At 63.7% G+C, this 20175-nt stretch carries 23 protein-coding genes; 8 read left to right on the plus strand and 15 right to left on the minus strand.

Annotated features, from left to right (window positions below; all coding sequences use genetic code 11):
- Positions 1-3: 3 nt before the first annotated feature.
- A complete protein-coding gene (locus IF809_RS17000) occupies positions 4-1452 on the minus strand; it encodes a TAXI family TRAP transporter solute-binding subunit (protein ID WP_128968652.1) in 1449 nt (482 codons plus the stop codon).
- Positions 1453-1849: 397 nt separating this feature from the next.
- Here IF809_RS17000 and IF809_RS17005 point away from each other — a divergent pair, with 397 nt between their 5' ends.
- Together IF809_RS17005 and IF809_RS17010 are read left to right on the plus strand one after the other, a co-directional pair.
- Positions 1850-2197, plus strand: coding sequence for a DUF3307 domain-containing protein (locus IF809_RS17005; RefSeq protein WP_453983743.1), 348 nt, complete (start codon positions 1850-1852; stop codon positions 2195-2197).
- A gap of 185 nt (positions 2198-2382) precedes the next feature.
- Positions 2383-2781, plus strand: coding sequence for a hypothetical protein (locus IF809_RS17010; RefSeq protein ID WP_164938914.1), 399 nt, complete (start codon positions 2383-2385; stop codon positions 2779-2781).
- Here the strand turns inward: IF809_RS17010 and IF809_RS17015 are convergent.
- Complete coding sequence (locus IF809_RS17015) at positions 2778-3095, minus strand: YkgJ family cysteine cluster protein (protein ID WP_373291736.1); 318 nt, start codon at positions 3093-3095, stop codon at positions 2778-2780. The two genes, IF809_RS17010 and IF809_RS17015, sit on opposite strands and share 4 nt — an antisense overlap.
- Entirely contained in the window at positions 3095-3793 is a 699-nt protein-coding gene (locus IF809_RS17020) for a helix-turn-helix transcriptional regulator (protein WP_128968648.1), read from the minus strand. Before IF809_RS17020 ends, IF809_RS17015 begins: the two co-directional genes overlap by 1 nt.
- Positions 3794-3905: 112 nt before the next feature.
- Here IF809_RS17020 and IF809_RS17025 point away from each other — a divergent pair, with 112 nt between their 5' ends.
- Together IF809_RS17025 and IF809_RS17030 are read left to right on the plus strand one after the other, a co-directional pair.
- A complete protein-coding gene (locus IF809_RS17025; protein WP_128968647.1) occupies positions 3906-4181 on the plus strand; it encodes a hypothetical protein in 276 nt (91 codons plus the stop codon).
- Between the two features lie 38 nt (positions 4182-4219).
- Positions 4220-4948 carry a glutathione S-transferase family protein gene (locus IF809_RS17030; RefSeq protein ID WP_128968646.1) on the plus strand — a complete coding sequence of 243 codons (729 nt, stop codon included), beginning with the start codon at positions 4220-4222 and terminating at the stop codon, positions 4946-4948.
- 76 nt (positions 4949-5024) lie between these two features.
- On the opposite strand, the gene IF809_RS17035 is transcribed toward IF809_RS17030, so the two are convergent.
- From IF809_RS17035 to IF809_RS17075, 9 genes are all read right to left on the minus strand, one after another.
- Positions 5025-6182, minus strand: a complete 1158-nt coding sequence (locus IF809_RS17035; protein WP_128968645.1) for an ABC transporter substrate-binding protein — start codon at positions 6180-6182, stop codon at positions 5025-5027.
- 89 nt (positions 6183-6271) lie between these two features.
- Complete coding sequence (locus IF809_RS17040) at positions 6272-6691, minus strand: acyl-CoA thioesterase (protein WP_128968644.1); 420 nt, start codon at positions 6689-6691, stop codon at positions 6272-6274.
- 217 nt (positions 6692-6908) lie between these two features.
- Entirely contained in the window at positions 6909-7670 is a 762-nt protein-coding gene (locus IF809_RS17045; protein ID WP_128968643.1) for an SDR family NAD(P)-dependent oxidoreductase, read from the minus strand.
- Positions 7671-7696: 26 nt separating this feature from the next.
- Positions 7697-9580: a feruloyl-CoA synthase gene (locus IF809_RS17050; RefSeq protein ID WP_128968642.1), complete on the minus strand. Its 1884-nt coding sequence runs from the start codon at positions 9578-9580 to the stop codon at positions 7697-7699.
- Positions 9577-10386 carry a crotonase/enoyl-CoA hydratase family protein gene (locus IF809_RS17055; protein WP_128968641.1) on the minus strand — a complete coding sequence of 270 codons (810 nt, stop codon included), beginning with the start codon at positions 10384-10386 and terminating at the stop codon, positions 9577-9579. Before IF809_RS17055 ends, IF809_RS17050 begins: the two co-directional genes overlap by 4 nt.
- Before the next feature lie 254 nt (positions 10387-10640).
- The gene (locus tag IF809_RS17060) at positions 10641-11102 is read right to left on the minus strand and encodes a DUF3237 domain-containing protein (RefSeq protein ID WP_128968639.1); all 462 of its coding nucleotides are present in this window, start codon (positions 11100-11102) and stop codon (positions 10641-10643) included.
- 12 nt (positions 11103-11114) lie between these two features.
- Positions 11115-12434: a TRAP transporter large permease gene (locus tag IF809_RS17065; RefSeq protein WP_128968638.1), complete on the minus strand. Its 1320-nt coding sequence runs from the start codon at positions 12432-12434 to the stop codon at positions 11115-11117.
- Between the two features lie 2 nt (positions 12435-12436).
- A complete protein-coding gene (locus tag IF809_RS17070) occupies positions 12437-12946 on the minus strand; it encodes a TRAP transporter small permease (protein WP_128968637.1) in 510 nt (169 codons plus the stop codon).
- Positions 12947-13144: 198 nt separating this feature from the next.
- Positions 13145-14161 carry a TRAP transporter substrate-binding protein gene (locus IF809_RS17075; RefSeq protein WP_462838050.1) on the minus strand — a complete coding sequence of 339 codons (1017 nt, stop codon included), beginning with the start codon at positions 14159-14161 and terminating at the stop codon, positions 13145-13147.
- A gap of 263 nt (positions 14162-14424) precedes the next feature.
- Between IF809_RS17075 and pobA the strand changes: the two genes are divergently transcribed.
- Together pobA and IF809_RS17085 are read left to right on the plus strand one after the other, a co-directional pair.
- Positions 14425-15594, plus strand: coding sequence for a 4-hydroxybenzoate 3-monooxygenase (pobA, locus tag IF809_RS17080; RefSeq protein ID WP_462838051.1), 1170 nt, complete (start codon positions 14425-14427; stop codon positions 15592-15594).
- 224 nt (positions 15595-15818) lie between these two features.
- The gene (locus IF809_RS17085; RefSeq protein WP_462838052.1) at positions 15819-16238 is read left to right on the plus strand and encodes a PaaI family thioesterase; all 420 of its coding nucleotides are present in this window, start codon (positions 15819-15821) and stop codon (positions 16236-16238) included.
- Between the two features lie 2 nt (positions 16239-16240).
- On the opposite strand, the gene IF809_RS17090 is transcribed toward IF809_RS17085, so the two are convergent.
- Positions 16241-17125, minus strand: a complete 885-nt coding sequence (locus IF809_RS17090) for a LysR family transcriptional regulator (RefSeq protein ID WP_462838053.1) — start codon at positions 17123-17125, stop codon at positions 16241-16243.
- Between the two features lie 124 nt (positions 17126-17249).
- Between IF809_RS17090 and IF809_RS17095 the strand changes: the two genes are divergently transcribed.
- The gene (locus IF809_RS17095; protein ID WP_453980790.1) at positions 17250-17873 is read left to right on the plus strand and encodes a pyridoxamine 5'-phosphate oxidase family protein; all 624 of its coding nucleotides are present in this window, start codon (positions 17250-17252) and stop codon (positions 17871-17873) included.
- On the opposite strand, the gene IF809_RS17100 is transcribed toward IF809_RS17095, so the two are convergent.
- Together IF809_RS17100 and IF809_RS17105 are read right to left on the minus strand one after the other, a co-directional pair.
- Positions 17870-18955 carry an AbrB family transcriptional regulator gene (locus tag IF809_RS17100; RefSeq protein ID WP_453980789.1) on the minus strand — a complete coding sequence of 362 codons (1086 nt, stop codon included), beginning with the start codon at positions 18953-18955 and terminating at the stop codon, positions 17870-17872. The genes IF809_RS17095 and IF809_RS17100 overlap by 4 nt on opposite strands.
- Before the next feature lie 148 nt (positions 18956-19103).
- Entirely contained in the window at positions 19104-19373 is a 270-nt protein-coding gene (locus IF809_RS17105) for a PsiF family protein (protein WP_462838054.1), read from the minus strand.
- 186 nt (positions 19374-19559) lie between these two features.
- On the opposite strand from IF809_RS17105, the gene IF809_RS17110 reads away from it, so the two are divergent.
- Positions 19560-20057 (plus strand): hypothetical protein, encoded by a 498-nt coding sequence (locus IF809_RS17110; protein ID WP_128968629.1) that lies wholly within the window; start codon positions 19560-19562, stop codon positions 20055-20057.
- Positions 20058-20175 lie beyond the last annotated feature (118 nt).

The raw sequence follows: 20175 nt of genomic DNA on the forward strand, positions 1-20175 counted from the left end.
ACGTCAGGCACTCTGAACCGTCTTCACCACCACGACATTGCTGTCGTCGTGCGGGGGCGCGGCGGCCTCGCCCGCCGCCCTCTCGATCTCGCCGGCGTGACGCTTCAGATAGTCGCGGCGCATGCCGATTTCGTCACGGACGAACTCGTAGCCCAGCTTGAAGGTATCGAGCCCGTCGCTACTGATCGTGCCGTCGCGCAAGCCGATCACAGCGCCCCGCAGAATGCTTTCGAGCTCGTCCTGAAGGCATTCGAGCTGATCCAGCGAATGGGCATGCTCGATGCGTTCGCCGATGTCGAGGATGGCGGTGGAGAGTTCGCTCGCCTTCTCCGGCGCGATGCGGGTGATCTTGGCGTAGATCGCAGCGAAGATCGAGCCGATGACGCTAAGCGCCGCGGCGCCCAGATACATCAAGTCGCTGTACTTATCCATGAACGACTTGGTGTCGTCGTTGATGTAGTCGGCTGCGCCCTGATGCGCCATCACGTAAGCGTCCTTCTCGACGGAGGCCGGCTCGATGTGGGTCGCAAAACCATTGTCGAGCCCGAGCGCGGACTTGTTCTCGTAGACGATACGCGCGATATCGCCGGCGGTGGTGGCCGACATCCTGGATTGCGCAACCAGCAGCCATTCGAGCCCGATCGTGTCGAGATCGTCGTCGGGAATCTCGGGCGATGCGGACAGTGTGCCTGCCGTCAGGGTCTCGTCGGATATGCCGGGGAATTTGCGCGTCAACGCCTTGGCTTCGTCGATCGCATTCAGCGTGAAGCCGCCCCGCTTGGCGACCTGCTCGTAGGCCTTGTCGCGCACGGCTTTGGAGGCGTGAACGATGGCGATCACTGCGCTGAAGCCGTTGGTTGGCGCGAATAGCTTGTCCAGCGTCGCGCCCTGCGGAGCCATCTGGATCTTCGCCGCGTCAGGACTATCGGCGGGGATGTCGAGGATGCTGCGGACGAAGGCGAGCGAGGCATCGTTCTCGGCGAGAACCGCGACCTTCTTCTTCTTGAGCTCCGCGAGCGATTTGATCTTCCTGTTGCCGGGGCCGAGCAGCAGCACGAGATCGTGCTCGAGGATCGCCAATGTGCGCGCCCGCAGCGGCACCTTGGCGTCGGTGCGCAGGACGGCAAGGTCGGCCTGCCTGCGATCGAACTGTGCGAGCGCCTTGGCGCTGTCGGGATTGTTGACGATTTTGATCCGGAAGCGTGAGGCATTGTTCTTCAGCAGCGTGGCGAGCTTGTTGGCGAACAGCGCTTCGTCGCTGCTGGGCACGCCGACGGCAAAGGTCAGCGTCTCCGAATTGTGCAGCCAAGCGCGGCCGGCCCAGACGGTCGCCAGCGACAGCAGCAGGGTCAGCACGACATAGAGCAGGACCTGCTGCTGGTTGGTCTTGATCACCTTGGGACGCCTGGGTGGCGGGAGCTCGGTCGACGAGGTTGGGCCTTCAGAACCCATGGCAGCACTCCGGCCTTATTCCTGGAATTGCGGGCTGCCACGGCGATCGCCCGCGGCGCGCTAAAATTCGTAAGCTTCTGAAAAAAGAACGATAATCCTCTACCTGGGGATGATAGCTCTCCAGCAAGAGAAGGCAAATTCGGCGCTGAAGGTAACTACTCAGATGCTTGGCGTTGGATAATGCTATCACCGTTTAGCCACACTTGGCGATTTTCCAGTTCCCCCCGGCTGCATTCCGTCGCGGGAAATGTCATAAATCAGCAGTCCCGATGATCTGTCGGACCAAGAAGAAGTTGCGCTGAACGCTCCATTTTTCCTTTTCGATTCAACGAGGGCGTCGGCTTTGTCGTTTCCACCCCTGTCATCAGCGGTTCCGGTCGAAGCGCTCATTGGCTGGATGTTGCTGCTCACCTTCAAGCACATCATTGCAGATTTCGTGCTGCAGACCGCCTGGATGGCGCATGGCAAGGACCAGAAGCACGGCTGGGCGTTGCCGCTTCTGGTGCATTGCCTGATACACCTTGCGGTTGCGCTGCCGCTGATCCTGATCGTTGCGCCGAAATTCTGGTTCGTGGCACTGATCGATTTCGTCATTCACATCACGGTCGATCGCGCCAAGGGGCTGGTCTCTGCCAACTTCGGCGTCAACCAGGAGCACCCCTGGTTCTGGACCCTGATCGGCGTCGACCAGGCGCTGCATCACCTGACGGGCTTCGGCCTCTCCATCTTCATGGCGGCGAACTGAGACCCTGCCAGAGGCGCGCGTCCGGAAACATGGCCGCAGGGCGGCCACCGCTCCCGTATTCAACCCGGCTAGGGGCCGTTCCGATTCGCGGCATAAGGCAAGGACACCGGGTGACTACCGCCCAGGGTGGTTAACCTTTCATTAGAGAATTACGCGGCATCTTCCCGATACGAGGGAGAACTGCAATGTTTTCAAGCCGCGACGCTTATGAAAGCGATTTCTGCCCGGTTCGCGACGAACTCCTTGGCGAGATGTACCGCGCCAGCGAGAGTGGCCTGCCGAGGCTGGTTGAGAGTGTTTCCCCTGACGCGCGCGCCAGGCTGGCGCTGTTCTGCTATCGCCGCAGCCACCTTCATTCGCTGGCGGTCGCGATCGCGGGCAGCTGCAGCGAGCGCGATCTGATCGAGAATGGCGGCCGTGTCGGCTCGACGCTCTATGCGCTCTCGCGCGAGGGTTCGGCCAAATCGTCCCCGTCTCTGTCGGGTGGCCGCAAGCCGATCACGCTGTCGACCAAGCCGCTCTCGGTGCTCGCACCGCTGGACGACGAGATCGACGACGAGATCGGCGAAGCCGTCCTCGCCTAAGCGGTTTCTATCGTCGGCAGTCCAAACTTCCGCCGCGCCATTGCGCATTCGGCATCGCCCGGCATGCAGGTGCGGCACACCTCCGGCCGCACCGCATAGACGCCGCACGCCGTTGCCTTGCCGATCTCTCCCTGCAACGCCGAACAACGATCACCCTCGCAGCGCATGCCGGATTGGCGCGCGTTGACGAAGCCCGAAGGGATCAACGCCAGCTCCTCGTCGCTCTCGACCGAGAAGCGCGGCCAGTTCTGCGAATAGCCGCAGCAGGCGCCGCAGCTCTGGCAAAGGCTCGAGAGATCGAGTTCTTGCATCATCAAGTGTCTTTCGGCGGTCCCCAGACCAGGCTCTGCCGCCACTTGGCGCGCAGCACGTCGCGCCTTTCAGGATATCGTTCGTCGAGATAGGTCGCATCCACGACGCGATCGGTGCGGAAGCTGCGGAAGTCGCTGCGCAGTTCGCACCAGGCCGCGAGCAGGCGCACTGCCTCGAGATAGCCGACCGAGATCGGCCAGATCATGCGCTCGCTGGGGCGGCCCTGCTCGTCGCGATAGCGCAGCATGATCTTCTTGCCTTCGTGGATCTGGGCGCGCGTGCGCGCCATGTCGAGGCGGTCCGGCTCCCGGTTCCAGCTCGGCCGCGCGCGGCTCGCCGGCTCCAGGACGAACGGACGCAGCCGCTCGGGTACGGTGTCGGCGATCTTGGCCATCAAATCTTCCGCCGCACGTGCCAGCGTCGAATCGGCGTGTCCAGCGACCCATTGTGCGCCCAGCACCGCCGCCTCGATCTCGTCGGGCGTCAGCATCAAGGGTGGCAGGTCGAAACCCTTCTCCAGGATGTAGCCCATGCCGGCCTCGCCGCGGATCGGCACGCGCTGGCCAATCAACGTCGCGATGTCGCGATAGATCGTTCGCTTCGAGGTCTCGAGCTCGGCCGCGATCGCGTCGGCCGTCAGCGGCTTACGGGTGCGTCTCAGCACCTGGATGATCTGAAACAGCCGGTCGGCGCGTCTCATGACAATTCTCTCATCGTAGGCAGATCAGAAAATGGCGCGTGGCTGCTGACAGGATGTTGGCAGCAGGGGAGTTCTATACCGAGACAACACATCGACTGAAGAGGATTTGTCCATGATCATTCCAACCCATTTCGGTCCGGGCGGTCCGTGGTGGCGGATCCAGACTCCGTTGCATGCCTCGCTGTATGCCTGGGCCTTCAGCCGTCTCGCATTTCTCGATCTCACGATCGTCGATCTCCGCATTGCGCTTGCGACCATGCTGACACGCTCGCTGATCCAGGCTGCGGATGCGCTGGCCCGCCATGTCATGAGCCGCGCCTTTCGGGGGGCCCGTTTCGCAGAAGATATCACGGCTGCTGCCACCATGGTGGCAGCAGCCCGGCGCTAGGTTCCGTCAACTTTTTTGGTAGGTCCAGGAGAGCTCTCATGATCACGCTTTACGGCTTTGGTACCGGCTTCGGCCTGCCGGAAATCAGCCCTTTCGTCACCAAGACCGAGGTGCAGCTCAAGATGGCGGGGCTGCCCTACAGGAAGGAGCGCGCGATGCCACCGGCTTCGCCGAAGGGACAATTGCCGTTCATCGACGATGGCGGCGAGGCCGTGGCCGATTCCACCTTCATCCGCGCGCATATCGAGCGCCGCTATGGTTTCGACTTCGACGCCGGCCTCTCCTTGCAGGAGCGCGCGCAAGCCTGGGCGTTCGAACGCATGATCGAGCACCATGTCTACTGGGCGCTGGTCGGCGCGCGGTGGGTCGATGCCACCAATTTCGCCAAGGGACCTGCGCATTTCTTCGACGGCGCGCCCGAGCACAGCCGCGAGAAGCTGCGTGAGGATGCGCAGTTCCGCGTTGCCGAAAACTACCTGCTCTCCGGCCTTGGCCGCCACGCCCCCGATGACGATGTCGATCTCGCGGTCCGCTCGCTGTTTGCACTGTCGGTGCAACTCGGCGACAAATCCTACCTGATGGGCAACAAGCCGTGCGGCGTCGATGCGACCGCGTTCGGCGCGCTTGCCGGGATATTGACGCCGTTCTTCGAATCTCAGTTGCGCGAGCGCGCGGAAGGATTCCCGAACCTCACTGCCTATGTCGACCGGATGATGGACGCGTACTATCCGGAGTTCGCCTGGACGCCGCTGCAACAGGCGGCTTGAGGCACTCGCGCGTTTCGCAAGACGAAAGAGCCGGCCACGAGGGCCGGCTCGAATCGTCCTTGGCGTTGTCGCCCTCTTAGGGCTCCTTCACCATCTGGTACTTGCCGTCCTTGACGGTGAGCAGGATGCGGGCGCGGTCGTCGACGCCGTAGCGGTCCTTTTCGGTGAAGTTGTAGACGCCCTGGCTCGCCGCGAGGTCCTTTTCCGACAGCAGCGCCTGACGGATGGCTTCGCGGAATTCCGGAGTGCCGGGCTTGGCTGTCTTCAGCGCCACCGGGACAACCCGCTTCAGGATCTCGAAGGCATCGTAGGAATGGCCCGCGAACTGGCTGCGGCTGTGCGGGCCGTACTTGGCTTCATAGGCCGCATTGAGCGCAAGTCCCGGCTTCTTGGTCAGCGCGCTGTCCGGCTGGTCCTCGGGGTCCATTACAGGGCCGGAGGCCATCAGCACACCCTCGGCGGCTTTGCCGGCGATGCGGATGAAGTCCATGCTGGCTGCGCCGTGGGTCTGGTAAATCAGGCCCTGATAGCCACGCTCGCGCAGTTCGGTCTGCGGCAGCGCGGCTGCGGTGCCGGAGGCGCCGACGAGAATGGCGTCGGGGTTGGCGGCAACGAGCTTCAGCACCTGGCCGGTGACCGAGGTGTCGGGACGCGCGAAGCGCTCCTCGTCGACGATGGTGAGGCCCATCGGCACGCCCTGCGCCTTCAGGTCGTTGAACCACAGGTCGCCATAGGAATCGGAATAGCCGATATAGCCGACCGTTTTCACCTTGTGCGCCTTCATGTGGTCGTACAGCACCTTGCCGACGATCGGGATCGGCTGCGGCATCGCTACCGACCACTTGGCGCGCTCCGGCGTGATCGGGAACGGCGCGAGGCCGAAATGCGGAATGCCGGCTTCGTTGGCGACGTTGGAGACCGCGATGGTCGGCGGCGTCAGCGCCGAGCCCATGATGATGTCGGCTTTCGACTCCGTAACGAAGCGACGTGCGTTGGTGGTTGCCGTGGTCGGGTCGCCGCCGTCATCGAGCACGATCACTTTCAGCGGCACGCCGCCAATCTCCTTCGGCACGAATTCCAGCGCATTGCGCTCGGGGATCCCGAGCGCGGCGCCGGGGCCGGTGGTGGTGGTGGTGATCCCGATCGTGATTTCAGCGGTCTGGGCCAGCGTGGGCAGGGCCGGCAACGCCAGCGTCGCCGCCGCAATGGCGGCAGTCAGGTAAAAGCGTTTCATCAATTCCTCCCTTGACGTTCTTCTTTGAAAGCAGAAATCGGGGATGAATTCAGCCCCGTCTTTTGGCGATGCGGCGAATTAGTTCCGGATTAGCTCCCTGTGAATTTGGCTACCATTTCCGGAGGGAATGGTGCCGATTTCAGTTTGTCGGGGTTAACGGGGTCGCGGCCGACCAGGACGCGGGTCTCGAAACCCTCGATGGCGAGCGCCTCACCCTTATAGACGTTGTGCTTCACCTCGAAGCTCGAGCGCTTGATGCTCTCGATCTTCGTCTCGATGGTGATCCAGTCGCCATAGGTCGAGGGGATGTAGAACTTGGACCGCGTGTCGACCATGGGGATGCCCACCAGGCCGTATTTGCGGACCAGGTCCTGCTTCGAGAACCCGGCGACCTCGAACAGGGCCGAGGTCGAATCGTCGAACATCGCGAAATAACGCGGGTAGTAGACGATGTTGGCGGGGTCGCAGTCGCCCCACTGGATCTGGACCTCGCGCCGGTTCACGAACATCGGTGATGCATCCTCTGGCGCTGTGCCACACCTCTCCCGGAGGGAGAGGTCGAATTGCGTCTTGCGATGCGCAGCATCGTCAAGAGCAATTCGGGTGAGGGATTACGGTCTCTCGATACGGCAGGGCTCCCCACCCGGCGCTGCGCGCCGACCTCTCCGAATGGGAGAGGTAAGGTCGTGATCGCTGCTGCAAATCCGCCCATCAACTTACTTGGAGTTACTTCGGCGCCATGCGCAGCGAGCCGTCGAGGCGCACCACTTCGCCGTTGAGGTAGGAGTTCTCGACCATATGCAGCGCGAGCGCTGCGAATTCGTCGGCGTTGCCGAGCCGGCGCGGGAAGGGGATCGCCGCGGCGAGGGAGTCCTGGGCTTCCTGCGGCAGGTTGGCGAGCAGCGGCGTCAGGAACAGGCCGGGCGCGATGGTCAGTACGCGGATGCCGAACTGGGCGAGCTCGCGCGCGATCGGCAAGGTCATGCCGACGATGCCGCCCTTCGAGGCCGAGTAGGCGGACTGCCCGATCTGGCCGTCATAGGCCGCGACGGAGGCGGTGTTGATGATGACGCCGCGCTCGCCGCTCGCCTGCGGCTCCAGCTTGGACATCTCGGTTGCGGCAAGACGCAGCATGTTGAAGGTGCCGATCAAATTGACCTTGATCACCTTGTCGAAATCGGCGAGCGCCATCGGACCGTCGCGGCCGACCACGCGCTTGGCAACGCCGATGCCGGCGCAGTTGACCAGCACGCGCGCGGGCCCGTGGGCCTTGGTTGCCTGCGCGATCGCAGCCTCAGCAGAAGCTGCGTCGGAGACGTCGCACGTCACGGCGACGCCCTTGATCTCGGCGGCAACGGTCTCGGCGAGCTTGGTATTGAGATCGCACACAGCGACCTTGGCGCCCTGCGCCGCCAGCTTTCGCGCGGTGGCCGCGCCCAGTCCCGATGCACCGCCGGTGACGATGGCTGCCTGATCCTTCAACAACATGGCGTTCTCCTATGGCGATAATTTCTTTAGCCGACCGATATCACACGGCCCGATGGATTGGCAGCGTAGAGCTCGTCGATCAATGCGGCGCGATGCTCCAGAACCGCGCGCTGGTTGACCGAGCCCTTGTCGGTGACCTCGCCCTTGTCGATCGAGAGCGGCTCATCCAGGAGGATCGCGCGGGTGATCCGGGTCGAGGAGCCGGTGGCCGATGCGAGGAAGCGGGTCAGGCGCTCGCGGAAGGCTTCGCGCACCAGCCGGTCGCGCGCGGTGAAGGTGAGATTGTCGGCCGGCAAGGTCGGATTGATCAGCCGGCAACCGTCGAGATCGAGCAGCACGAGGGCGGAGACCTCGTCGCGGTTGATGCCGGCGATGACGACGTCGCGCACCAGCGGCGCGCAGGCGGCCGTGAGGCGCGCGCGCAGCGGGCCGACGCTGACCCAGGTGCCGCTGGCGAGCTTGAAGTCCTCGCTGACGCGGCCGTCGAAATCGAAGCCGGCATTGAGATCGTCGGGATCGGCGGGCTTGAGTGCGTCGCCGAGCTTGTAGAAGCCTTCCTCGTCGAACGATTTTGCGGTGATGTCGGGCTGGCGCCAGTAGCCGGGCATGACGTTCGGGCCCTTGCAGCGCACCTCCAGCTTGCCGTTGTTCGGCACCAGCTTGGCGTCGTTGCCTGACACCGGCAGTCCGACATGGCCGGAGCGGCTGGTGCGCGGATTGACGGACATGAAGAACGGCGCAGTCTCGGTGGCGCCAAGGCCGGTCAGCATCGGTACCCGATAGCCCTTTTCCTTCACTGCGAGCTCGTCGAGGCTGTTCCAGACAAAAGGCGACAGTGCCGCGCCCGAGAAGAACATCGCGTGCAGGCGATCAAAGAACTTTGCGCGCAAGCCCTGGTCGTCGCGCAAATACGGCAGCAGCGATTCATAGCCCTTGGGCACGTTGAAATAGACTGTCGGCGAAATCTCCTGGAGATTGCGCACGGTCTCCTCGATGCCGCCGGGCACCGGCTTGCCGGCGTCCAGATACATCGAGCCGCCGTTATAGAGCGTGAGCCCGATATTGTGATTGCCGCCAAAGGTGTGGTTCCAGGGCAGCCAGTCGATGATCACAGGCGGCTCGTCCTTGAGGAAGGCGAGCGTCTCCCGCAACATCACCTGGTTGGCGCAGATCATGCGCTGGGTGTTGATGACGGCCTTGGGATTGCCTGTCGAGCCCGACGTCAGCAGGAATTTTGCGATCGTGTCGGGACCGATCTTGCCGTGCACGGCGTCGAGATCGCTACGAACGGGCGTTGCCATGAGGTCGGCGAGCAGGGTGACGTCGCGGCCCGGGACGTGACCGTAGGATGCGGCGATCTCGGTGCCCAGCGAGACATTGGCGGCGAGCGCGTCGGCGAATTTGTCGGCATCCTCGGCGAAAACCAGGCCGGGGGTCAGCAGCTTCATCAGATAGGACAGCTTGCCGTAGTCCTTCGACACCAGCGAATAGGCCGGCGACACGGGGCAGAACGGAACGCCGGCATAGAACGCGCCGAAGGCGAGCAGGGCATGGTCGATCGAATTGCCGGAGAGGATGACGACCGGCCGTTCCGCCGACAGGCCGCGCTGGATCAGGCTTGAAGCGATATGCCGGCTCGCGGTGAGCAGCTCGGCATAGGTGATCCTGCGCCAGCCGCGGCCGCCTTCGCGCTCCGCCATGAACACGCGATCCGGCGTCGTCGTCGCCCAATGGTGCAGGCGATCGGTGATGCGGGCGGGATAGTCGCCGAGCGGCTGCTGCGGCCGCAGATAGATGGTGCCATCGGCGCGCCGCTCGATGTCGACGACGGGATCGCCGAACGAGATCGGTCGCAGCGGAGAATTGCTCACGCCGCGCTCTGTGCTGGAAGAGGACGGCTGCGCGCTCATGACTTCGGCTTCACCTTTGCGGTCTTGTGCTCGAGGAACTCGCGAATCCTGCGCTTGGCTTCCTTGTCGCTCTGCGCGACCGTCGCCATCAGCGATTCCATCAACAAGCCGGTCTGCGGATTGGCTTCCGCGATCATCGGCAGTGCCTGGAGCACGGCGAAATTCGTCAGCGGCGCGTTGGACGCAATCTTGGTCGCGAGCTCGAGCGCCTTGGGCAAGCCGTTGCCCGCTTCCGTGACATATTGCGCGAAGCCGTAGGACGCGCCTTCGGTCGCGCTATAGACGCGCCCCGTCAGCATCATGTCCATCATGCGCGCGACGCCGATCAGCCGCGGCAGCCGCACCGAGCCGCCGCCGCCGACGAAGATGCCGCGCTGTCCTTCCGGCAGCGCGAAGTAGGTCGAGGGTTCGGCGACGCGGATGTGTGCTGCACAGGCCAGCTCCAGCCCGCCGCCGATCACGGCGCCCTTCAGCGCGGCGATGACCGGGACGCGGCTGTACTGGATGCGATCGAACACCCGGTGCCACATCTGCGAATGCAGGAGGCCGCCGGTGGCGTCGTGGTCCTGGAGCTCGGACAGGTCGAGCCCGCTGGAGAAATGGTCGCCGATGCCGTGAATGACCACCGCGCCGATATCCTCCGGCAGGGACGTAAAACATTCGCCGATTTCGAGAATGATGCCGTCATTGAGCGCGTTGCGCTTCGCCGGCCGGTTCAGACCCACGGTCAGAACCCGGTCCACCCTCTCGATCTGAAGCAGCCCGGAGGCGCCCGTGCCAGCGGTCTCGGCGTTTCCCTGTGTCATTTGCGTCCTTATCAGAATAGTTATGTTGTATAACGAATTCTGCGGGAGTCAAGATGTCAGCCTGTGATGTGGCGCGGTGGGCCTTAATCTGCCAGGCGCCGGATCCGAAGGTTTTGAGGGCTGGGGCGGGCTGTGATGCGCAGACCTTGCCAAATTCTCCGTCATTGCGAGCGCAGCGAAGCAATCCAGAATCTTGCCCGCGGAGGACTCTGGATTCCCTCGCTGCGCTCGCAATGACGAGGCGGCAGCCGCCTTCACACCACCTGATGCATGTCGATCACCACGCGGTCCGCATGCCGCGCCGCCGAGCCCACAAAGATGTGCTCCATCAGCCAGCGATACTTCGCATGCCCGGTCTCGAATCTCGGCACGGTCCGGAAATAGATCAATTTGGGATCGACCGGCTCGCCGCGCTTGAGCTTTTGCAATAGCTCGACCGGGCCGAAGCGCATGCCCTTGTTCTCGACATAGACGACGGCGCCGTCGTCGGTCTCGAAGGCGTATTTGGCCTCGAGGTCGATCAGCTCGTTGGGCCGGATGGTCTGGAAGTCGGCGCCGAAGGGAAGCACTTTGCCTGATACCGCGCCCGTCACCTTGCCACCCAGGATCGGGATGATGCGGCGTACGCCGATGCCGGTCTCGCCGGCAGTGACGACGTCGCCGATCTCAGCGGTGATGGTGAAGACGTATTTGGTTTCGAGCCTCGGCGTTGACATCACTTCACCTCTCTAGTGCGCCATCATGCGCGTCGGAAGCCATGTCGCCAGCAGGGGAAAGGCGATCAGGATCACCAGGCGCACGAGGTCCGTCGCCACGAACGGGATCACGCCCTTGAAGATGGTGGAGAAGGATACGTCCTTCACGACGCTCTTGATGACGAAGACGTTCATGCCGACAGGCGGATGGATCAGGCCGAGCTCGACCGTCATCACGATGATGACGCCGAACCAGATCGGGTCAAAACCCAGATGCGTGATGACGGGGAAGATGATCGGCACGGTCAGAATGATCATCGCCATCGCGTCCATCAGGCAGCCAAGCACGAGATACATCACCATGATCAGCGCCAGCACGCCGTAGGGGCCGAGGCCAAGGCCGGTCAGGAATTCCGTCACTTTCTGCGGCGTCTGCGTCACCGTCAGGAAATAGCCGAAGATAAGCGCGCCGATCAGCACGGTGAACACGGCGGCCGCCGTGCGTGTCGCCTGGAGCAGCGAAGCCAGCACCTTCTCGCGGTCGAGCCGTCCGGTGACAATGCCGATGATGAAAGCGCCGGTGGCGCCGACGCCGCCGGCTTCCGTTGGGGTGAAGCGCGGCAGGAAGGGGAGGCCGTAGAGGCCGCCGATCACGAACACGAACAGCAGCACCGGCGCCCAGATGTCCTTCAGGCCGGCGAACCTCTCGCGCCAGGGCAGCATCTTGCCCTTGGGCAGGAAGTCGGGTCTGAAATAGCCGATCAGGAAGATCGTGATCATGTACATTGTCATCGCCAGGAGGCCCGGGATGATGCCGGCGATGAAGAGTTTTCCGATGTCCTGCTCGGTGATGATGCCGTAGACCGCGAGCACTGTGGAAGGCGGCAGCATCGCGCCGAGCGTGCCGCCGGCCGCGATCACGCCTGTCGCAAACGACTGCGGATAGCCGAAGCGGCGCATCTCGGGATAGGCGACGGCCGAGAAGGTCGCGGCAGTCGCAACGGAAGATCCGCAAATCGCGGCGAAGCCGCCGCAGGCGCCGACGGTGGCGATGCCGAGTCCGCCGCGCAGATGCCCGACGAAGCCGTTGGCGGCGCGGAACAGCTCGCGGCTCATGCCGGAGTTGCTGACGAAGGAGCCCATCAGCAGGAACATCGGGATCACGCCGAACGTGTAGTCGGTGACCGTGCGCATCGAGGTCTGGCCGACCAGCTTCAAGGCCGGGGTCGCGCCGACCAGATAGGAGAAGCCGGAGACGCCGACGAGGCCCATGGCCATGCCGACGGGCACGCGCAGCAGCATCAACGCGAACAGGGAAACGAAGCCGATAACGGCGACGGCATCGGTGCTCATGATTACTCCGTCGCCTTCAGCTTGGGGTCGTGCATGTCTTCGGGATGGAAGATCAGTCGGTACGTGCGAATCGCGATCAGCAGCACGGCCGAGACGTCGCCGATCCAGGCGATCGCGAAGAACGGCCAGGTCGGCATGTGCATGTCGAAGGTCTGGACGTTGTCGTTGTAGGTGCCGCGTACCTTGTCGAACAGCGTCCAGGTTTGCACGGTGACGACGAACAACAGCACCAGCGTCGCGAACACGTCGATCCAGCGCTGGTAGCGCGGCCCGACATTGCCCCAGACCAGATCGACCGTGATGTGGGTGCCGCGATAGGAGGTCGCCGCGATACCCCAGAAAATGAGGATGCCGAGCAGCATGCGGCCGATGTCAAAACTATCGGGAATCGAATAGTTCAGCGTGTTGCGCAGCAGCACCGACAGGAAAATGTCGAGGGCGACGATGCCGACGAACGCGGCTGCGATCCATTCGATGGTGTCGATAAAGCGGTCCATCCAGGCGCGCTTCATGGCGAGAGAGTCCTTCCGGTGAGTTCGAAGTGCGCCCGCGTGCGGGCTGCGCTCCCTCCCCCGCTTGCGGGGGAGGGTTGGGGAGAGGGGTGCTTCCACGATCGAGGACCCCCGAGAGGAGAGAGCCCTCACCCGGCGCTTTAGCGCCGACCTCTCCCGCAAGCGGGAGAGGTGCAGCGGAGTTCGTTGCGAGAACCGCTACTCCGCCAGCGCGTTGTACTTCTTCAGCGACGCCTTGAGCTCCGCGAGCGCAGCGTCCGGGTCGGCGCCGGCCTTCTTCGCGCCGTCGGCCCAGGTCTTGACCAGCGGCTCGGCGGCTTTCTTCCAGGCGGCAGTCTGGTCCGGGGTCAGCTTGTAGATCTCGTGGCTTCCCTCCGCCTTCACCTTGTCGATTCCGGCGTCCTCGAACTTGCCCCAGTGCTCGCCGACCACGCCGGCCATCTCGGTCGAGCAGTTCTTGTCGATCGCGGCCTTCTGCTTGTCGGACATGGCATTGTACTTGTCCTTGTTCATCACGAACACGAAGGTCGTGGTGTAGAGCGGCGCGTCCATGTCGTACTTGGTCACCTTGTCGATGCCGAACAGCACCAGCGAGCCCCAGGGGAAGGTCACCGCGTCGGCGACGCCGCGCTCGATGATGTCGCGCACCTCGGGCGCAGAGGACTGCACGTTGGTCCCGCCGAGCGAAGTGACGAAATTCGCCATCGTGGCGTGCGCCGGACGAATCTTCATGCCCTTCACGTCCTCCGGCATCACGATCTTCTTGGTGCGGGAATGGAAGGAGGAGGGCGAGTGAACGAAGGCGAGGCAGTATTTGACGTCCTTCATCTCCTTCTCGGCATATTTGCGGTACCAGGCGTCCAGGCCCTCAGAGCCGCCCTTGGCGTCCGAGATCAGGAACGGCAATTCGCCGGCGCCGATGATCGGGAAGCGGCCGGGCTGGTAGCCGGGATTGACGTAGGTGACGTCGGCGATGCCGTCGCGCGCCATGTCGTAATGGTCGAACGCCTTGCCGAGCTGCTGGGCCGGGAAGACCTTGCCCGTGATGGTGCCGCCGGAGTCCTTGTTCACCGCGGCCACCCAGTCTTCCAGCGACTTCTGCAGCGGGTGCGAGGCCGGCACCCAATGCGAGACCTTCAGGTCGACGGTCTTGTCCTGCGCGAACGCAGGCGTCACGCTTGCTCCCAGCAGCAAAGCCAGACAGGCTTTTCTCATCACGCGTCTCTCCCTCTTTGTGACCGCGGGCTTCGATGGCCCGGTCTCTTTAATTAACATGTTATCTAATTGGTTAGCACGTTCAAGCCGGAACTGGTCGCAGGGGCTGCGTGATCCATGTCAGCCACGTTGCTTGGATTTGTCCCTTCGGCGGAGACTGCAACTCCCCTCTTGCCCAATCGTTATATGCTATAATTATCGCGCGCGGCCGGCTGCGACAAGCGAGCCGCGACGAAAGCCTACAGGATCGGGAGGAGCAAGTATTGCGGACAAAAGTCGCAATCATCGGCGCCGGGCCGGCAGGATTGTTGCTGGGGCAACTCCTGCACCAATACGGCATCGACAACGTCGTTCTGGAGCGGCAGAGCCCGGATTACGTGCTCGGACGCATCCGCGCCGGCCTGCTGGAGGAGGGAACGGTCGGGCTGCTGGATCAGATCGGCACCGGCGCGCGGGCGCATGCTGAAGGTCTGGTCCACGAAGGTATCGAACTTGCGTTTGCCGGCCGCCGTCATCGGATCGACATGAAGGCCGCGACCGGCAAGACGGTCATGATCTACGGCCAGACCGAGGTCACGCTCGACCTGATGAACGCACGCAGGGCGGCGGGTCTTACCACCGTCTATGAAGCCAGCGATGTGCAGCCGCATGATTTCGACGGCAGTCACCCGCGCGTAACCTGGGTCAAGGACGGCGCCAGCCACACGCTCGATTGCGACTTCATCGCCGGCTGCGACGGCTTTCACGGCGTCAGCCGCGCCAGCGTGCCGGCCTCCGCGATCGAGGAATTCGAGCGGGTCTACCCATTCGGCTGGCTCGGCATCCTGTCGGAGACGCCGCCGGTCAGCCACGAGCTGATTTACTCCAACCATGATCGCGGCTTCGCGCTCTGCACCATGCGCTCGATGAAGCGCAGCCGGCACTATTTGCAGTGTTCGCTCGACGATCATGTCGACCAGTGGCCGGACGACCGCTTCTGGGACGAGCTGAAGCGCCGCCTCGACCGGGAGGCCGCCGACAGTCTTGTCACCGGTCCCTCGATCGAAAAGAGCATCGCGCCTTTGCGTAGCTTCGTCGCCGAGCCGATGCGCTTCGGCAAGCTGTTCCTGTGCGGTGATGCCGCTCACATCGTGCCGCCGACCGGCGCCAAGGGATTGAACCTCGCCGCAAGCGATGCGCACTATCTATCGAGCGCCTTCCGTGAGTTCTACGACGAGGCATCCAGCGCAGGGATCGATGCCTATTCCGCCAAGGCGCTCGCGCGCGTCTGGAAGGCCGTGCGCTTCTCCTGGTGGATGACCTCGATGCTGCACAAATTCCCCGACACCGGCACGATCGGGGCGCGAATCCAGCTCGCGGAGCTCGACTACGTCACGCAATCGCAGGCCGCGATGACGTCGCTGTCGGAGAATTACGTGGGGCTGCCGTTTTAAAAAGGTGCCGTAGGTGCGCAAAGCGTGGCGTGCCCACGAACTTTCTCGGCGGCGGACTGATCGTGGGCACACTCTTTGCGCCTTTGCCCACCGTACGGCACTGCGCCTGTGGCGGCGCAGTTTCAAACAGCCGCCCAAATCCCGTTTAAAACTTTGTAATTGATGCATCTGTCACGTCGCTCGCGTTCAATAGCGGCAATCATTGCAACGCGCGCGAGACAGTCATGACCGACATCGATATTCCCGGCGGCTTCGAGCCGTTGTCCCGCAAGAGCCCGCTCACCGAGCCCTGGGAGCCGCTTTACGCGAAGAAGACCGAACGGGCCGTCGTCATCGGCCTGCGGCTGGCAAGGCCACACACCAACGGTCGCGGCCTGATCCATGGCGGCCTGATCGCCGCGCTCGCCGACAACGCGATGGGCTATAGCTGCGCGCAAGCGACGAACTGGAGCACATCGTTCGTGACGGTCTCGCTCTCGATCGATTTCGCTGGCTCCGCCGAGATCGGTCAATGGTGCTCGATCGAGAGCGATGTGATCAAGACCGGCAAGACGATCTGCTTCGCGCAGAGCCTGATCAAGGCCGACGGGGTCGTGATCGCGCGGGCCAGCGGCACGTTTCGCGTGGTGCCGAACAAAGGCTGAGCCTACCCAAACTTCCAATCCGCCGTTTCGACGACGAGGTCGATGAACGCGCGAACCTTGGCCGAGAGCAGGCGCGAAGTCGGATAGACGATGTGGATCGGCAGCGCCGGTTGCTCGTACTTCGCCAGCAGGATTTTCAGCCGTCCGCGCTTCAGGCCTTCGGAGGCCTGGTAGGCCAGCACGCGTGTGATGCCGCCTCCGGACTCGGCATATTGCAGGGCGGCGTCGGCGCTATTGCTGGCGAAGCGCGGCGAGGGCGTTATCTCCATGTCGCGGCCGTCCTGCATGAAGTGCCAGCTCGCGGACGGGCCGAACTGGATCGTCTGGTGCTCGTGCAGTGCCCCGGGAGTCTTCGGCTCGCCATGGCGCTTGAGATAGCCGGGCGCAGCCACCGTGATCCGCCGCATCTCGCCGACATGACGCGCGACGAGCGAGGAATCGGCGAGATGGCCGATGCGGACGGCGGCATCGACAGCGTCTTCCACGAGGTTGACGAGGTTATCAGACAATCTCAGTTCGCAGGCGACCTCGGAGTAACGCTTGAGATAATCGGTCATGACCGGGCTGACATGCAGCCGGCCGAAGCCGACCGGGGCAGATACCACGAAACGTCCGCTGGGGCGGTTGCGCTCCTCCCGCGCCGAGCCGTCGGCTTCCTCGACGTCGGCGAGGATCCGCCGGGCGCGCTCAAGATAGCGCGCGCCAACGTCAGTCAGTCTCACCTGCCGCGTGGTCCGCTGCAGCAGCCGCGCGCCGAGATGTTCCTCCAGGGCCGCGATCAGCCGGGTCACCGCCGACGGCGACATCAGTAGTTTTCGCGCCGCCGGCGCGAAGCCGCGCAGGTCGGCGACGGTGACGAAGACGTGCATGGCTTCAAGGCGGTCCATGGTATTATTGCATATATCGCAACGATGAAGTGTCAAGCGGCCTGATTGTTTTGACGGCTGCCAGGCCCACCTTAGCGGTCGAAAAGATGCGGAGACGCGCCGGAATTTTTCAGGAGATGTTCCGATGACTGCAGGTCATGCCTATGCCAGCGACGTGGCCTTCACCCCCGCGGTGAAGGCCATCCAGGCGCGCAAGGGTTCACGCGAGGCCTATGCCCGCGCCGAGCAGCGCGGCTGGCGCACCGAGATCGACGAGAACCTCGAAGCCTTTCTCGCTGACGCCAACAGCTTCTACTTCGCCACGGCTTCCGCTGATGGCCAGCCCTATATCCAGCATCGCGGCGGCCCGAAGGGGTTTCTGAAGGTGCTCGACAAGCAGTCGCTCGCTTTCGCCGATTATGCTGGCAACCAGCAATACCTGACCCAGGGCAATCTCTCCGAGAACCCCAAGGCCTACATCTTCGTGATGGACTATGCCCATCGCCGCCGCGTGAAGATCTGGGGCGAGGCGCGCGTGGTGGAGGACGACGATGCACTGACGGAGGCGCTGATGCCGAAAGGCTATCGCGCGCGTCCCGAGCAGGTGATCCTGTTCAAGATCGCGGCCTGGGACACCAACTGCCCGCAGCACATCCCGCAGAAGTTCGACGCCGCGGATGTTGCGGCGGCGTTGGCGGCAAGGGACCAGCGGATAGCGGAGCTCGAGGCGGAGCTGGCGGCGTTGAAGGGGCAGACGACCGCGGCCTAGTCGTCCACGTCGTCCTGTGTGCGGCCGAACAGGTGCACGATGCCCGGCGTCGCGATCGTCACGAACACGAAGCGCGAGAGATGATGGGCGCCGACGAAGATCGGGTCGATGTGAAGCGTGAGCGCCAGCGCCAGCATCGCGTCCATCGCGCCGGGTGCGAAGGCAACGACCACGTCGGAGAACTTCACCTGCGTGGTGAGCGCAACGATGCCGACGAAGATGGCGGAGACGGCGATGGCAACGGCAAACGAGCCCAGCGCAGCGTTGATGTGGCCGGCCAGCGTCTTCATCCGCATCCGGGCAAAGCGGCTGCCGATCAGCGCGCCGATGCCGACCAGCGAGACGCCGCGCACCCAGTTCGGCAGACCGCCATCGACCCAGCCCGCGCCGTGCAGCACGCTGGACGCGATCATCGCGCCGAACATCCAGCTCGCCGGAAACCTGATCAACCGCAGCACGAGCGATGCCGCCAGGGAAGCTGCGACCAGCTCAAGAAGATCAAGCGGCGAGGCAATCGTGGTCGTCAGCGACGGCGCAACGGAGGGCGCAACGCCGGCGATTGCCAGCACCATTGGCAGCGCCGCCGTCAGGATGATCACGCGCATGGTCTGCACCACCGCGATGCCCGGCAGGTCGGCGCCGCGCTCGACCGCCAGGATGGTGATCTGTGACAGCGCACCGGGACTGCCGGCGAGGAAGGCCGAGGTGCGGTCCCAGCCATGGACGCGCTGGAGGTAATAGCTTGAGCCGAAGGTCGAGCAGAAGGTGGCGAGCGCCAACAGGCCGATGGTCAGCGGATAGGCACTGACCTGCTGGATCAGGTGACGCGAAACGACGGAGCCCAGCGAAATGCCCAGCAGCACCAGCACGGTCTGGGTCAGGATCGGAGGAAGGGCCAGCTGGCGCCCGGCAATCGCGGCAATGCCGACTGCGATCATCGATCCCGAGATCAGTCCGCCCGGCAGGCCCGCGACAAGGAAGACGAGGCCGCCGGCCGCACCGATGACAAGCGTTTCCGCTGTGCTCAAAACCTTGGCACGGCTCGGCCACTCGAACGGGAGGGAGGCGGTGATTTGCTTCACGCCGCCTTATCGCAAATCGGCGAGAGGTGCACAATTGCAGGCTCGTCATGCCGCAATTCGCAAATCGGCGAGAGGTGCACAATTGCAGGCTCGTCATGCCGCAATGCGTGCGCCTCCCGCCAAGAGCAAGGCCTGGATTGTGACGGATTTACTTCTTGTCGGCGGCGGGCGGGGTGCCTGCCTTGGCGCTCTTGATGCACTCGGAGCGGAATTTCTTGCGCTCCTTGCCGTGCAGGCCCTTGGCATCCGCCTGCTTGGAGCATTCGAGCGATTCAGCCGAGCGCTCCTTGGGCGCCTTCTTGTCGGCGGTCGTGGTGGCGTCGGTCTTGGCCGCCGGAGCCGCGGTCTGTGCGAAGGCGGCGCCGGTGGCGAACAGGGAGGCAATGGCGACGGCGGCGAGGCGGGAGGCGAGGGTCATGATGATGCACTCTTCTTGGGAGAATTGCGAAGGACGCGACCGTCGGCCCGCATAGCTGAACGCGACATGAATAATCTGAACGGCGGAATCACTATATTTTGGCGCCGATCACCATCGCTTCCTTGTCCGAAGTCCGGGACACGCTAGGATAGTAATCCCGTTTTGCCTGCCTGAGGGAGACCAAGGATGACCATTCAAGCCAGATTGTTGTGTGCGATTGCGGTGTCGGGTGTTGCTGCACTGGTGGCGAGTGCGCCGGCGCAGGCGCTGACCTCGCAGGAGTGCAGCGCGAAATACCAGGCCGCCAAGAAGGACGGCTCGCTCGGCACCATGAAGTGGAATGACTTCCGCAAGGCCCAGTGCGGTGCCGATGCGACGCCCGCGGCTGCGCCGACCGCCGCGGCACCGGCTGCGCCCCCGCCGGCTGCCGAGCCGAAGCAGGCGAAGAAGGAGGTGGCGCCCGCTGCTGCTCCGGCGCCGTCCTTGCCGGCCGGACCCGCGATCTTCCCCAATGCGGTCGATCCGAAATACGCCAAGGAGACCGCCGGCAAGGCTCGTCTCCATACCTGCGTCGATCAATACAATGCCAACAAGGCCACCAACGGCAATGGCGGCATGAAGTGGATCGAGAAGGGCGGCGGCTACTACAGCGAGTGCAACAAGAAGCTGAAGGGCGCCGCCTGAGCCTCCAATTGATGCGATGGCCGGAGCTGAGCTCCGGCCATTCAGACCGCTGACAAAGTCCTCGCCATTGGCGGGGACTTTTGATTCATTGAGGGATGCTTCGCAAACCCTCGCCGCA

This window comes from Bradyrhizobium sp. UFLA06-24, from assembly GCF_054967145.1.